Genomic DNA, 14,224 nt, shown 5'->3' with positions numbered 1-14,224 from the left:
TGAAGCAGCCCTGCCGAAATGTGAGTGCCCGTCGCGGACGGGCGGACGAGGAGTAAGTGGCGTGGCGCGTATTGCCGGCGTGAACATCCCAACGAACAAGCGGGTAACGATTGCCCTGCGTTATATCTATGGTATCGGGGCGACGAAGGCCCAGACGATCTGTGACAAGCTTTCGATCCCCGGCGAACGCCGCGTGAACGAACTGTCCGATGACGAGATCGTCAAGATCCGTGAACTGATCGACAACGACTATCGCGTGGAAGGTGATCTTCGCCGTGAAGTCGCGATGAACATCAAGCGCCTGATGGACCTTGGCTGCTATCGCGGCCTGCGCCATCGTCGGGGCCTGCCGGTTCATGGCCAGCGGACACATACCAACGCCCGTACCCGCAAGGGTAAGGCGGTTGCGATCGCAGGCAAGAAGAAGGCAGCCCGCTAAAACGGGCGCCTTGATATGCCTGGACATAACAGCCCCGCACGGGGCGTTGTGGCCAGGCCCAATGAACTGACAGGATCTAGAAGATTATGGCGAAAGCTGCGGCACCGCGTATTCGTAAGAAAGAGCGGAAGAATATCATTTCCGGGGTGGCACATGTGCTGTCCACCTTCAATAATACGATGATCACCATCTCCGATGCGCAGGGCAATGCGATTGCATGGTCGTCCGCTGGTGCGCAGGGGTTCAAGGGGTCGCGTAAATCGACACCTTATGCCGCCCAGGTTGCTGCCGAGGATGCGGGCCGCAAGGCACGTGAGCATGGGATGGAGACGCTTGAGATCGAAGTGTCCGGTCCTGGTTCGGGGCGTGAAAGCGCGCTGCGCGCCCTGCAGGCGGTTGGCTTCTCCATCACGGCCATCCGTGACATGACGCCGGTTCCCCATAACGGATGCCGTCCGCGCAAGCGTCGCCGCGTCTGATCCGGGAAATCGAATTCGCTTCTTCCTGTTCCGTCACCTGACGGGGCGGGAGGATCTGATTGTCATCAGGCACCCGGTGTGGGTGCCATCTGTTGTCTTTGTGACGGCAGATCAGTCTTGAAAGGCCATTACCTTGGTCCTCCAGAAAAACTGGCAATCCCTGATCAAGCCGGAAAAACTGGAAGTTGAACCGGGGGCAGAACCGTCGCGCACGGCGACTGTCGTTGCGGAACCGCTGGAACGTGGTTTTGGCATGACGCTCGGCAATGCGATCCGTCGCGTTCTGCTGTCCTCCCTGCAGGGGGCCGCGGTTACGGCGATCCAGATTGACGGCGTTCTGCACGAGTTCTCTTCTGTTGCGGGTGTGCGTGAGGATGTCACCGACATCGTCCTGAACATCAAGCAGCTTGCCCTGCGGATGCATGGCGAAGGCCCCAAGCGCATGGTCCTGACCGCCACCGGTCCGGGTGAGGTGCGTGCAGGCCAGATCCAGACCGGCCATGATATTGAGGTGATGAACCCTGATCTCGTGATCTGCACGCTTGATGAAGGCGTGAAGTTCGGGATGGAGTTCACCGTCAACATGGGCAAGGGATATGTTCCTGCTGCGGCCAACCGGCCCGAGGACGCACCGATCGGCCTTATCCCCATTGATGCGATCTACTCCCCGGTGCGTCGCGTTTCCTACAAGGTCGAGCAGACCCGCGTGGGACAGGTGACGGATTATGACCGCCTGCTGCTGACGGTGGAAACCAACGGTGCGGTGACGCCCGAGGATTCGGTGGCTCTGGCCGCACGTATCCTTCAGGACCAGTTGCAGTTGTTCATCAACTTTGATGAACCCCGTGCGGTCCGCACCGAGGAACCGCAGGACGACCTGCCGTTCAATCGCAACCTTCTGCGCAAGGTTGACGAGCTTGAACTGTCGGTTCGCAGCGCGAACTGCCTCAAGAACGACAACATCGTCTATATTGGCGATCTGGTTCAGAAGACAGAGCAGGAAATGCTCCGTACCCCGAATTTCGGGCGGAAGTCTCTGAACGAAATCAAGGAAGTCCTGACCGCCATGGGGCTTTCGCTGGGTATGAACGTTCCGGCATGGCCGCCGGAGAACATTGAAGATCTGGCCAAGAGGCTCGACGAGCCGTTCTGATCCTCTGAACCGGAAAGACAGGAAGACTACATCATGCGTCACGGTGTTGCTGGCCGGAAGCTCGGCGTTACCTCGTCCCATCGACAGGCCATGTTTCGGAACATGGCCGTCGCCCTGATCAAGCACGAACAGATCACGACCACCTTGCCCAAGGCAAAGGAACTGCGTCCGGTCGTCGAAAAGCTGATCACCCTTGGCAAGCGGGGCAACCTGCATGCCCGTCGGCAGGCCTTTGCGCAGCTTCGTGACGATGTGATCGTGACGAAACTGTTCTCGGCCGTGGCTGAACGTTACAAGGCCCGCTCTGGTGGTTATACCCGCGTCCTGCGCGCTGGTATGCGCCATGGCGATGCGGCCGACATGGCTGTGATCGAACTGGTTGATCGCGACGTGACGGCCAAGGGCAAGGATAGCGGTCCGCGTCCTTCGACCGAAGGTAAGGAAGACCTGGCGGCCTGATCGCCACGGGATCTCCTGAAAAAGCCCGGCTTCGGCCGGGCTTTTTTTATGCCATGCCTGGATATGTCCCATATTATGCGTTGTCTCAGGTTTATTTCCTGATTCGCATCGTCTAATGAATGGTGGTACGAATTAATAACGATTAAGTTCCGGTAATTTTTCGGGAATGCGCGCGATGGCACGGTCTATGTTTTCACGTTTTGGAACGTATGTTTTTGCTGCGGTCATGGCCTTGTGCACGCAGGCATATGCTGCCCCGACGGTGCGTGTCGGCTATATTCCCGTTCTGGGCTCTGCGCCGCTGTTTGTCATGGATGGCAGGCATTGGCTGAAGGATGCGGGTATCGACATGCAGTTGATCCGTTTCCAGTCAGGCCCCCAGGCGATTCAGGCGCTTGCTGCGGGCAAGATTGATGCCTATGTGGCCGGGGTGCTGCCCTTGTTGCAGGCGCGGGCGCATGGTGTGAACGTAAAGGTGGTCGCCAGCGCCGCGATCGAAGAACTTGAAGTCATGGCAAACGGTCCGCTGGCGCAGGGCCTGCCCGAAACGGCGTCCCAACCAATGGAAGGGGCTGCATTAAAGCAGCGGTTTGACGATTTCGCCCGGACCAATGGTCGCAAGGCCAAGATCGGGGCGCAGCCTCTTGGCTCCGTCCCGGATTCCATGCTGCGTTACTGGCTGAAGGCCCGCAACGATCTTGACCCTGCACAGGTGGCGGAAATCGTGGGGGTGGATCTTGATGCAGAACAGCAGGCGTTCCTTGCCGGTGCCGTGGATGCGGCCGTTCTGCGGGAGCCGACACTGACACTTGTGCGCCATCGCCTGCCACAGGCCCGTATCCTTGCCACCGGGCATGACATGATGCCGGGCCAGCCGGGATCGGTGCTTGCGATCCTGAACGAGGATGCACCCGATCGCGCGGAATGGAAGGACAAGTTCCTTGCGGCATTCGTGCGGGCGACCGACCTGCTGTCACATTCGCCAGACGAGGCCGTTCCCTATGTCAGGAGCGCCCTGGCCGGTGGGATGCTTCCACAGGCAATCGTTCAGGAATCCCTGAGGGCGTCGGCATCGCATTACGTGTCCGATCCCTCCATCATTGTCGACTCTGTCTCCAAATTGCAGGATTTTGAGGTCCAGAATGGCCTTCTGCATACGGCGCAGCCCGTGGCGGACCTGTTTGATCTGGAAAGCTACCGGCGTTTGGGGAAATGAAGCCTGACCGGAAATCACTGATCCGCCTCGGCCTGGGGGCTGTGGGGCTGGGACTGCTGTTTGGTGTATGGGAGGCAGTGGTCCGGTTGGGCTGGGTGCCCGCCGGACTGTTACCCGCCCCATCCTCACTAGGGCCCGCATGGCTGGATGAAGTGCGAAATGGGGCATGGCAGACGGCCATCCGCGACAGCCTGACGCATTATCTTCTTGGCCTTGTGATCGGGACGGTGCTGGGGGCGCTGGTGGGCCTGCTGTGCGGTGCGGTTGGAGCGCTTGATGCGTTGCTGGCGGGGGTGGTGCGTGTCCTGCGCCCGATACCGGGGTTGGCCTGGGTGCCGTTTGCGATCCTGTGGTTCGGGTTGAATACCGCCGGTGCTACGTTTGTCATTGCGATTTCGGTTTTCTGGATCAATTTCTACGCCGCCTATGGCGCGGTGCAGTCGATCGACCCGGACCTGTATGAAGTGGCGGCCGCCTTTGGTCATGGCGGGTTCGCCGGACGTTTGATGAAGGTTGTGCTGCCTGCATCCGCGCCGGGTCTGCTTGCCGGGTTGCGGACGGGGCTGGGGCAGGCATGGATGTCGGTTGTGGCGGCGGAACTGTTTGGCGTGCCGGGTATCGGTGCGCGCATGATGCAGGCATCAAGCCTGCTGGCGACGGATCTGGTCGTCGTCTATATGCTGACGATGGCGTTGTTGTACGCGTTGACGGACATGCTGTTCATGGTGGTGCGCAGGCGGCTTCTGGGCTGGCAGGGATAGAAGATGGACATGGCGATGCCCGAAACCGGGACCCGCAGTGACAGTTCGACTGATAACACGATGGTCCGCCTGTCCGATATCGGCCTGTCCCATGACAGGGGCAGGAGCTTCGTTCTGCGTGGTGTTGACCTTGACATTGACAAGGGGCAGTTCGTGGCCCTGCTGGGGCCATCAGGCGTGGGGAAATCCACCCTGTTGCGTGTCATCATGGGCCTGACCCCACCAAGTGAGGGAACAGTCACCCTGACAGCCCCGGAATCCCCACTGGGACGATCGACCGCACTGGTGTTTCAGGATGCGAAACTGATGCCATGGCGCACCGTGCGACAGAATGTCGAACTGGGGCTGGAGGGGATCGGCTTGTCGCGGGCGGATCGCCACGCGCGTGCGCTGGCGTCGCTGGAGCTGGTAGGGCTGGCGGACAGGGCGGATCGCTGGCCACGACAGTTATCCGGTGGACAGCGTCAGCGCGTCGGTGTCGCCCGCGCCCTGACGGTGGAACCTGACCTGTTGCTGATGGATGAGCCCTTTGGTGCGCTGGATGCCATTACGCGCAGTGGCCTTCAGGATGAATTGCTTCGGATTTGGGCACAGACGCACAAGACGGTCCTGTTTGTCACACATGACATTGACGAAGCCCTGATCCTTGCCGACCGGATTATTGTCCTGTCGGGGCACCCGGCTTCTGTCCGGGGGGATTTCATGGTGGGGCCGCGCCCTCGTGACCGTTCTTCTCCCGCGCTTCAGGCGCTTGTCGAACGGCTGAAGGCCCTGATCGCCGGGGAACCTGATCCCGGGGAACGGCCGGCATATTGGCAGGCTTCCGAAATCTGAATTCCGCCATCATGATGGACAGGGCGCGATGTCCCCGACATGATGGGGATATATGACCCGGCCATGGGGCAGGGTGTCGCATGATGCATAAGGCCCCACGGATGACCGGCAAGGGAGTAATTGGAATGAATGAATTCGAAGCGCAACTGGAAGAAGGCGTTGGCCGGTTGCAGGATGATGCCAATGGATGGTCGTCTGGCGCCCCGCGTGTTGGCGGCGCAGGGGGGCTGGGCGGTGTATGCGACACCGTGCGTGACCTGACGGCGGATCGTCCGCTGTTCGCGCTGCTTGGGGCCTCATTCGTGGCGTTTATCGCAACATTGATGTGGCGTCGGCGTTAATTGCGACGTGCGGCATACATGATGTTCGGGGCAACTCTGGATCATGGTGCCGCGTTTCAGTAACCGTATGGGGAAACAGGGTTTTATATCATGCTGAAACTGGCGTTGTTTTTTCTTGTCGTCTCGCTGGTTGCCGGGGTGTTCGGGTTTAGCGGTATTTCCGCCGTTTCGGCAGGGATGGCCAAAGTCCTGCTCTTCATCGCGGTCCTGGGCTTTGTCATCGTGGTGGTGCTGTGTGTCCTGCTGGCACGCGCGATGTTCAACTAGACGCATGTTGTAAATAATAAAAGTTTTTGACGGTCTTCATGTCGTAGTCTGGACATCAGTGCGGTCAGCATCCTGCCAGTGGCAGGGGATGACCCAACCGTCGTAAAAGGCATCTCCCCTGTTTCAAGGGCGATGTCCGGCAGTTTCCCGGCTCTTGTTGCCGGGCTGCGCGTTCCAGAGGGTCCCCGGCCTGAGCCGGGGGCCTTTTTTACTGGTTCTTGTCCTTTTGGATAAAGGACGGCAGGAACGGGTTATCCTTCTGCAAGGACGCCTTCGTCGGCAGGCGTGACACATCCCATCCACCGCCCAGTGCCTCGACAAGGTTCACGCTGTCCACCACGCGCTGTTGCTGGATGGACAGCACGTTTTCCGCATCGCTTAGCGCCGAGGTCTCGTTGGTGATGACGGTTGTATAGATCTCGGTCCCGGCCTTGTACTGGTTCAGGGCCACTTCCACCGAACGATTGGCGAATTCCAGCGCCTTTTGCTGCTGTTCCTGCTGCTGTGCCAGAATGCGCAGGTTTGACAGGCTGTCTTCTGTCGATTGCAGCGCCGTCAGCACTGTCTGGCGATAGGTGGCGACAGCGGCGTCATATTGTGCATTCGCTTCATGCACGGCGGCAGTGCGCGACCCACCGGAAAACAGGGTTTCCGTTGCCGCAGCCCCCAGTGACCAGATGCGATTGGCCGCACTCATCAATGATGTGACAGGGTCGCCGCCACTCTGCTCAAAACTGGCGGTGATGGTGATGTCGGGGAAGAAGGCGGCGATGTCCACACCGATCTGGGCATTATATTCCTCCATCGCGCGTTCGGCTGACGCAATGTCGGGACGGCGTTGCAGCAGGTCGGCAGGAACCGTAACCGGAATGGGCGGGATGGTGCGGGTCAGTTCACCCGCCGCGATGGTCAGGTCGGCAGGTGGCTTGCCAATCAGGACGGCGATCGCATGTTCGTACTGTGCGCGGGCCACGCCTGTCTGCACCAGTGCGGCGCGGTTCTGTTCCAGTGTGGTGCGCGCCTGAAGCACGGCGGTCGGATCAGCAGTGCCCGCGTCATATTGGTTCTGCGTGATCTGCAACGCCTGTTCATTGAAACGGACATAGCGTTCGAGCAGGTCGTGCAGGGAATCCTGATAACGCAGGTTGAAATACGCCGTCGCCAACTGTGCCTGATAGGACAGGGTGGCATTGGCAAGGTCCGCGGCGCTGGCCTGTGCTGTCGTCACCTGCTGCTGGATCTGGCGACGGATCTTGCCCCACACATCCAGATCCCAACTGGCGGAGGGGCCGATGTCATAGGTGTTGTACTGGCTCTTGCCATACAGCGAACTTCCCGATGACGACAGTGATCCTGCCCCGTGCGCGTTACGGTTAAAGCCAAGGCTGCCGCTGATGGTGGGGAAAAGCTGCGCGCGCACGCTGTCGATCATGGCGCGTGCGCTGCGGTAGTTCGCCTCGTATTCCTTGACGTTCTGGTTGGAGACAGCCACCTGTGATTCCAGCCCGTTCAGGATCGGGTCGTTATAGATGGTCCACCAGTCATGCTTGGGCAGGCTGGCCATCTGCGGGGCCGCGCGTTCCCACCCGGGCGCGGGTTGCAGTTCCTTGAATCGTGCGGACACGATGGCGGAGGGACGGTGATAGTTCGGTCCGACCATGCATCCGCCCAGCAGGGCCGCAGGCAATGCCAGCGGCAGGAGCCGCCAGAGTGCGCGTCGCGCCCGCGCCCGGTTGCGGGGAAGCGGCGTGCGGGACGGCGGGCAGGTAAGGGGGGATGGCCTGGAGTGTGTCATCCGGGTCAGGAATCCTGTTTGGAAAGGTTGGGCCGCGATGTGGAAATGCCGGAAGTCAGACGACGATAACGGTCCCGGCATGATGCGCCAAGGCGGTCAAGGTAAAGATAGACAACTGGCGTGGTGTAGAGCGTCAGGGCCTGACTGACGAGCAGGCCGCCCACGATGGCAATGCCCAGTGGCCGACGCAGTTCGGACCCGTATCCATGGCCAAAGATCAGCGGCAGCGCGCCAAGGGCGGCGGCGAACGTGGTCATCATGATGGGGCGAAAGCGCATCAGGCAGGCTGTACGGATCGCATCATGGGGTGACATTGCGTCTTCGCGCTCTGCCGTGATGGCGAAATCCACCAGCATGATGGCGTTTTTCTTGACGATTCCGATCAGCAGGATCACCCCGATCATCGCAATCAGCGAAAACTCCTCCCCGAACATCTGCAGCGCCAGCAGCGCGCCCACGCCCGCCGATGGCAGGGTGGACAGGATGGTAAAGGGATGGACATAGCTTTCATACAGGATGCCCAGCGTCATATAGACGGCCGCCAGCGCCGCAAGAATCAGCAGCGGTTCATTATTGACCGATTTCTGGAACTGCGCCGCATTCCCGGCAAAGCTGCCCTGGATATTGGCGGGCATGTGCAGGCGGACCATTTCCTCCTGCATGATCTGCACCGCCTGGCTGAGCGATGTGCCGTTGGTGAGGTTGAACGAAACGGTGGTCGCGACCGACTGTCCCTGATGATTGACACTCAGCGCGGTCAGCACCGGCTTTGGCGTCGAAACCAATGTCAGGGGCACCATCGTTTCCGAATTCGTGGACACCGCGGAACCCGATGACGTGCTGCTGCCCCCCGCCAGCCTGTTGGCGATCTGGTTGCGAAAGGACTGCGAACTCAGTGTGGATTGGGTCGTGCTGGTACTGCTGCTGACACGGATGGTGTTCGATACGGTCCCGCCACCGGCACTGCCGCCCGCGACACTGACCCATACCTGCTTGAGCGTCGTGGGATCCTGCCAAAAGCGTGGCTGGACCTCCATCACGACGCGATATTGGTTGAGCGGGTTATAGATGACCGAGGCCGCACGCTGGCCATAGGCGTCATACAGCGTGTTGGAGATCAACTGCGGCGTGATGTTGACGCGGCTGGAGGTGTCACGGTCAATCGAAACCTCCAGCGCGTCGCCGCCCTGCTGCACATCGGAGGAGATGTCCATCAGTTCGTGATGGCGTTGCAGCGCCGTGACCAGCCGGGGCGTCCATTCATACAGGTCGGCTGATGAATCTGACTGAAGCGAATATTGGTAGGCCGCGTTGCTCTGGCGTCCCCCGATACGCAGGGTGCCCGGTGCGGTGGCATAGAAACGTGCCCCCACCATGTTGCGCAGGCGATGGTTGATGCGCGCGATGGTCGTCGCCGGCGGATCGTTGCGTTCGGACTTGTCCTTGAGCATCACGAACAGGTTGGCCTGGTTGGATGAACCACGCCCCCCCATGAACCCCATAACGCGGGAGACGTCGCGATCGGCCATGATCGCTTGTTGTACCGTATCGATCTTGCCCTGCATCGCCTGGAACGAAATCGACTGATCCCCCATCAGGCGTCCCATCAGCATCCCTGTATCGGAATCGGGGAACAGGCCCTTGGGCATTTTCATGAACAAGGCCGCCATCAGCATGATCGTCAGCGGCAGCGACATGACCGTCAGCCGCCGATGGGCCAGCGCAATATCAAGCGTACGGGCATAAAATTGCTGCAACCCGACCAGGCCACGTTCCAGCAGGTTCGATATGCGGCCCAGAATGCCGGTTGTAGGGGGCTTTTCCCCCTCCCGCGACAGCACGCGCGCCGTGATCATGGGGGTCAGTGTCAGGGACAGGATCATGGAAATCACGATCGTCACCGACATGGTCATCGCAAATTCATGGAACAGGCGCCCCGCCACCCCATCCAGCAGCAGGATCGGCAGGAACACGGCGATCAGTGATACCGTGATCGATATGACCGTGAATGCGACCTCGCGCGCGCCCAGCAGGGTGGCCTGCATCCGGCCCATGCCAGCCTCCAGATGGCGACTGATGTTTTCCACCACCACGATCGCGTCATCCACCACAAACCCTGTGGAGACCGTCAGCGCCATGAGCGAGAGATTATCGAGCGAGTAGCCAAGGAATTTCATCGCCGCGAACGTTGCGATGATGGAGGTGGGCACGACAATCGCAGGCACGATGGTGATGCGCCACGACCGCAGGAAGACCAGCACCACCAGCACCACCAGCACGACAGACAGGACCAGCGTGAACTGCGTATCCTCCAGCGCCGCGCGGATGGTGGTCGAACGGTCCATCAGGTTCGCCAGACCGACATCGGCAGGCAGGGCCGTGCGCAGGGCGGGGATTTCCGCGCGGATCTGGTCGTTGGTGCGGATGATGTTCGCCCCGGCCTGCGCATAGATGATCGCCAGTACCGCATGCTGCCGGTTGACGTACCCCGCGTTGCGCACGTCCTCCACCCCATCCACGACATAGGCCACATCCGCCAAGCGCACGGGGCGGCTGTCGTGATAGGCGACGATCAGGTCGCGATAGGCCTGCGCATTATGCACCTGATCGTTGGTTGAAAGGGTATAGCGGTAATTGCCATGGTCGATGAACCCCTTGGGCGTGTGCGCATTGGCCGATGCCAGCGCCGCACGCACGTCCTCGAACCCGATGCCGAATTTGTATAACGCAAGCGGATTCATCTCCACCCGCACCGCAGGCAGCGAACTTCCGCCGACCTCGACCTCTCCCACGCCGCTGATCTGCGACAGGTGCTGTTGCAGGACGTTGGAGGCAAGGTCGTAAAGCTGTGGCGCCGTGCGTGTGTTCGATGTCAGCGCAAGGATCATGATCGGTGCGCCGTTGGGGTTGGCCTTGAAATAGCTGGGATTCTGCCGCAACGAGGTCGGCAGGTCAGCATGCGCCGCCTGCAACGCGGCTTCGACGTCGCGGGCCGCGCCGTTGATGTCGCGCGACAACGCGAACTGCAACGTGATGCGTGCCTGATTGGCGGAGGATTGCGAGGTCATCTCCGTCAGGTCCGCGATCTGCCCGAGGTGACGCTCCAGCGGGGCTGCGACCGAACTTGCAATTTCCTCCGGCGTGCCGCCTGGCTGGCGCGCCTGTACCTGGATGACAGGGAAATCCACGTTCGGCAGGTCGGCCACAGGCAATGTCATATACCCGATGACCCCGCCAATCAGCAGGGCAACCGTCAGCAGGGTCGTGGCGACCGGCCGCCTGACGAACAGGGCAATCGGATTCACGAGGGCGCCTGCGTCGGGTCGGTGGTGCGTGGCGCTGTGTCTTCATCCATGGAGAAACGCCTGCGCAGGCGCAGGCTGATGCGGTCCATGAACAGGTAGATGACCGGCGTGGTAAACAGCGTCAGCAACTGGCTGACCAGCAGGCCGCCGACAATCGCGATACCCAGCGGGCGACGCAGTTCGGACCCGGTGCCGGTGCCGATCACCATCGGGATTGCACCCAGCATCGCCGCCAGCGTCGTCATCAGGATGGGGCGGAAACGCAACAGCGCCGCATGGCGGATCGAATGCAGGGGGGACATCCCCTCGATCCGTTCGGCCTCCAGCGCGAAATCGATCATCATGATCGCGTTTTTCTTGACGATGCCGATCAGCAGCACCAGCCCGATGATCCCCATGATGTCCAGGCCCGATCCCGTGACCAGCAGCGCCAGCAGCGCACCGATCCCGGCCGAGGGCAGGGTGGACAGGATGGTGATCGGGTGGATGAAGCTTTCATACAGGATGCCCAGCACGATATAGACCGCCGCCAGTGCGGCCAGTACCAGCCATGCCTCGTTCGACAGGGAGTTGCGGAATGCCGCCGCCGTGCCCTGGAACGATGTCTGGAAGGTGGAGGGCAGGTGGATGTCATGCTCCGCCTTTTCGATCGCGTTCGTGGCGCTGCCCAGGGAATAGCCTGGCGTGACATTGAAGGAGATCGTGGTTGCCGGGAACTGCCCCACATGCGTGATCAGCAGCGGAGCCGTATCCTGCGTGACGGAGGTGACGGACGCCAGCGGCACCAGGCCCGATGTGGGCGAACGCGTCGGCCCGGACGTGCTTTCGCCCGAATTGCCGCTGATGCCCGGCAGATACATCTGATCCAGCGATGTCAGGCTGGTCTGGAACCGGGGATCGGCCTCCAGAATCACGCGATACTGGTTCGACTGCGTGAAGATGGTGGAAATCTGGCGCTGACCGAATGAGTCATACAGCACATTGTCGATCGTCTGCGGCGTGATGGAATATCGTGCGCCCGTGGTACGGTCCAGCGTGACATGCGCAACCAGCCCCGCCGCCTGCAGATCGGACGTCACATCCGACAGGGCGGGTTCCTTGCGCAGGCGATCGAGGAATTTCGGCACCCAGCTTGTAAACTGGTTGTAATCGGGATTTTCCAGCAGGAACTGGTACTGCGTCGCCGCCACGGACGTGTCGAGCGACAGGTCCTGCACAGGTTGCAGATACAGGCTGGCGCCCGCGATGTCCGCGGTTTCACGCTGGATCCGGCTGGCGATGGTGCTGGCGTTGTCGCTGCGTTTGTCCTGCGGGCGCAGGTTGATCAGGAAACGCCCCTGGTTCAGGGTCACGTTCTGCCCGTCCACGCCCACGAACGACGACAGGCTGGTCACGTCAGGATCGCTCAGGATACGCGCGGCCAGTTCCTGCTGGTGCTGCTTCATCGCGTCGAACGATGTGGATTGCGCCATCACGGAAATGCCCTGGATGACGCCGGTATCCTGCGTGGGGAAGAAGCCCTTGGGGATGACGACCGCAAGTACCCCGGTCAGGCCGAGCGTCACGACAAAAACCCCAAGCATCAGCCGCTGATGGCGCAGCACGACGTCAAGGGCACGGCCATAGGCGGCGATGGTGGCGACCATCGCGCGTTCCACATGCATCGCCCATGCGGCTTCCTTGCGGTTTTCCTGCTTTTCCGACAGCAGGCGCGCACACATCATCGGCACAAGCGTCAGTGACACCACGGCCGACAGGATGATGGTGACTGCCAGCGTGACCGCAAATTCGTGGAACAGGCGTCCCACCACATCGCCCATGAACAGCAGCGGGATCAGCACCGCAATCAGCGACACGGTCAGCGAGATGATGGTAAAACCGATTTCCCCCGCGCCCTTCAGCGCGGCGGTCATACGGTCATCGCCCATTTCGATGTAGCGGGCGATGTTTTCGATCATGACGATGGCGTCATCCACGACAAAGCCGGTCGCGATCGTCAGCGCCATCAGCGAGAGGTTGTCGAGCGAAAAGCCCAGCAGGTACATCGCCGCCAGCGTTCCCACCAGTGACAGCGGTACAGACAGGCTGGGAATGATGGTCGCGGGCACGTTGCGCAGGAAGATGAAGATCACCCCCACCACAAGGAACAGCGCAAGCCCGAGTTCGAACTCCACATCCTCCACCGAGGCGCGGATCGTCGTGGTGCGGTCCGTCAGCGGCGTGATGGTGATGCCCGGCGGCAGGGATTGCTGCAGGTGGGGCAGGGCGTATTTGATGTTATCCACAACGGAGATGACGTTCGCGCCAGGCTGGCGCTGCACATTGAGAACAAGGGCGGGTGTCTTGTTCGCCCATGCCGCAAGTTCCGTGTTCTCCGGCCCGATCACCACGCTTGCGACATCGCGGATGCGCACCGGCCCGCTGTTCTGATAGGCGATGACCTGGTTAAGGAGTTCATCCACGCCCGCGATCTGCCCGTCGATGCGCAGGGTTGTCGCGCGCTGCGGCCCATCGAATGTGCCGGTGGGGGAATTGACGTTCACATTGCCGATCGTCGTGCGCAGCGTATCGAGGTCAATGCCGAACGACGTCAGTTTCGGGATATTGACCCGCACACGGATCGCCTTGCGGTTGCCACCCGACAGGGTGACAAGCCCGACCCCCGAAATCTGGCTGATCTTCTGCGCCAGACGGGTGTCGATATAATCCTCCACTTCCGTCAGGGGCATCGTCTTTGACGTGATGCCCAGCGTCAGGACGGGGGTATCTGCGGGATTGACCTTGGCATAGACGGGGGGGGCGGGCAGGTCGGTCGGCAGCAGGGAATTGGCCTGGTTGATCGACGCCTGAACCTCCTGTTCCGCGATGTCCATCGTCATCGTCAGGCCAAAGCGCAGCGTGATGACCGAGGCCCCCCCGGATGACTGCGATGTCATCTGGTCCAGTCCCGACATTTCCCCGAACTGTGTCTCCAGCGGCGCTGTAACCGATGTGGCCATCACATCGGGGCTCGCCCCCGGATAGAAGGTCTGTACCGTGATGGTCGGATATTCGACCTCTGGCAGGGCAGAGACAGGCAGGAAGTGATAGCCCAGCATGCCCGCCAGCATGATGGCGAGCATGAGCAGCGTGGTCGCGACCGGGCGCTGGATAAACAGGCGGGAGGGATTCACGC

General features: G+C 61.0%; 12 protein-coding genes. 9 read left to right on the top strand and 3 right to left on the bottom strand.

Going from position 1 to position 14,224, the window contains the following annotated elements; all coding sequences use genetic code 11:
- Positions 1-61: 61 nt before the first annotated feature.
- The 9 genes from rpsM (at position 62) to B7G66_RS05425 (ending at position 5,949) form a co-directional block, all read left to right on the top strand.
- Complete coding sequence (rpsM, locus tag B7G66_RS05465; protein ID WP_003621070.1) at positions 62-439, top strand: 30S ribosomal protein S13; 378 nt, start codon at positions 62-64, stop codon at positions 437-439.
- An 86-nt stretch (positions 440-525) separates the two neighbouring features.
- A complete protein-coding gene (rpsK, locus tag B7G66_RS05460) occupies positions 526-918 on the top strand; it encodes a 30S ribosomal protein S11 (RefSeq protein ID WP_003621069.1) in 393 nt (130 codons plus the stop codon).
- Between the two features lie 133 nt (positions 919-1,051).
- Complete coding sequence (locus tag B7G66_RS05455; RefSeq protein ID WP_003621068.1) at positions 1,052-2,071, top strand: DNA-directed RNA polymerase subunit alpha; 1,020 nt, start codon at positions 1,052-1,054, stop codon at positions 2,069-2,071.
- Positions 2,072-2,104: 33 nt separating this feature from the next.
- Complete coding sequence (gene rplQ / locus B7G66_RS05450) at positions 2,105-2,530, top strand: 50S ribosomal protein L17 (protein ID WP_003621065.1); 426 nt, start codon at positions 2,105-2,107, stop codon at positions 2,528-2,530.
- Positions 2,531-2,705: 175 nt separating this feature from the next.
- Positions 2,706-3,746, top strand: a complete 1,041-nt coding sequence (locus tag B7G66_RS05445; RefSeq protein ID WP_040512506.1) for an ABC transporter substrate-binding protein — start codon at positions 2,706-2,708, stop codon at positions 3,744-3,746.
- Positions 3,743-4,507 carry an ABC transporter permease gene (locus B7G66_RS05440; RefSeq protein WP_003621061.1) on the top strand — a complete coding sequence of 255 codons (765 nt, stop codon included), beginning with the start codon at positions 3,743-3,745 and terminating at the stop codon, positions 4,505-4,507. Before B7G66_RS05445 ends, B7G66_RS05440 begins: the two co-directional genes overlap by 4 nt.
- Positions 4,508-4,510: 3 nt before the next feature.
- Entirely contained in the window at positions 4,511-5,341 is an 831-nt protein-coding gene (locus B7G66_RS05435; RefSeq protein ID WP_003621057.1) for an ABC transporter ATP-binding protein, read from the top strand.
- A 125-nt stretch (positions 5,342-5,466) separates the two neighbouring features.
- Positions 5,467-5,682, top strand: a complete 216-nt coding sequence (locus tag B7G66_RS05430) for a hypothetical protein (RefSeq protein WP_003621055.1) — start codon at positions 5,467-5,469, stop codon at positions 5,680-5,682.
- A gap of 90 nt (positions 5,683-5,772) precedes the next feature.
- On the top strand, positions 5,773-5,949 hold the full coding sequence (locus B7G66_RS05425) for a DUF1328 domain-containing protein (protein ID WP_003621054.1): 177 nt from the start codon (positions 5,773-5,775) through the stop codon (positions 5,947-5,949).
- A 208-nt stretch (positions 5,950-6,157) separates the two neighbouring features.
- Here B7G66_RS05425 and B7G66_RS05420 read toward each other — a convergent pair whose 3' ends face one another.
- The 3 genes from B7G66_RS05420 to B7G66_RS05410 are packed head-to-tail and all read right to left on the bottom strand — an operon-like array spanning position 6,158 to position 14,222.
- On the bottom strand, positions 6,158-7,744 hold the full coding sequence (locus tag B7G66_RS05420; RefSeq protein WP_003621052.1) for an efflux transporter outer membrane subunit: 1,587 nt from the start codon (positions 7,742-7,744) through the stop codon (positions 6,158-6,160).
- Positions 7,745-7,749: 5 nt separating this feature from the next.
- Positions 7,750-11,049: an efflux RND transporter permease subunit gene (locus B7G66_RS05415; protein WP_003621050.1), complete on the bottom strand. Its 3,300-nt coding sequence runs from the start codon at positions 11,047-11,049 to the stop codon at positions 7,750-7,752.
- On the bottom strand, positions 11,046-14,222 hold the full coding sequence (locus B7G66_RS05410) for an efflux RND transporter permease subunit (protein ID WP_003621048.1): 3,177 nt from the start codon (positions 14,220-14,222) through the stop codon (positions 11,046-11,048). Before B7G66_RS05410 ends, B7G66_RS05415 begins: the two co-directional genes overlap by 4 nt.
- Positions 14,223-14,224 lie beyond the last annotated feature (2 nt).

The organism is Novacetimonas hansenii JCM 7643 (assembly GCF_000964405.1).
GTDB lineage: Bacteria > Pseudomonadota > Alphaproteobacteria > Acetobacterales > Acetobacteraceae > Novacetimonas > Novacetimonas hansenii.
The sequence above is the reverse complement of the archived record's forward strand: the minus strand, read 5'-3'. Positions and strand labels throughout refer to the sequence as shown.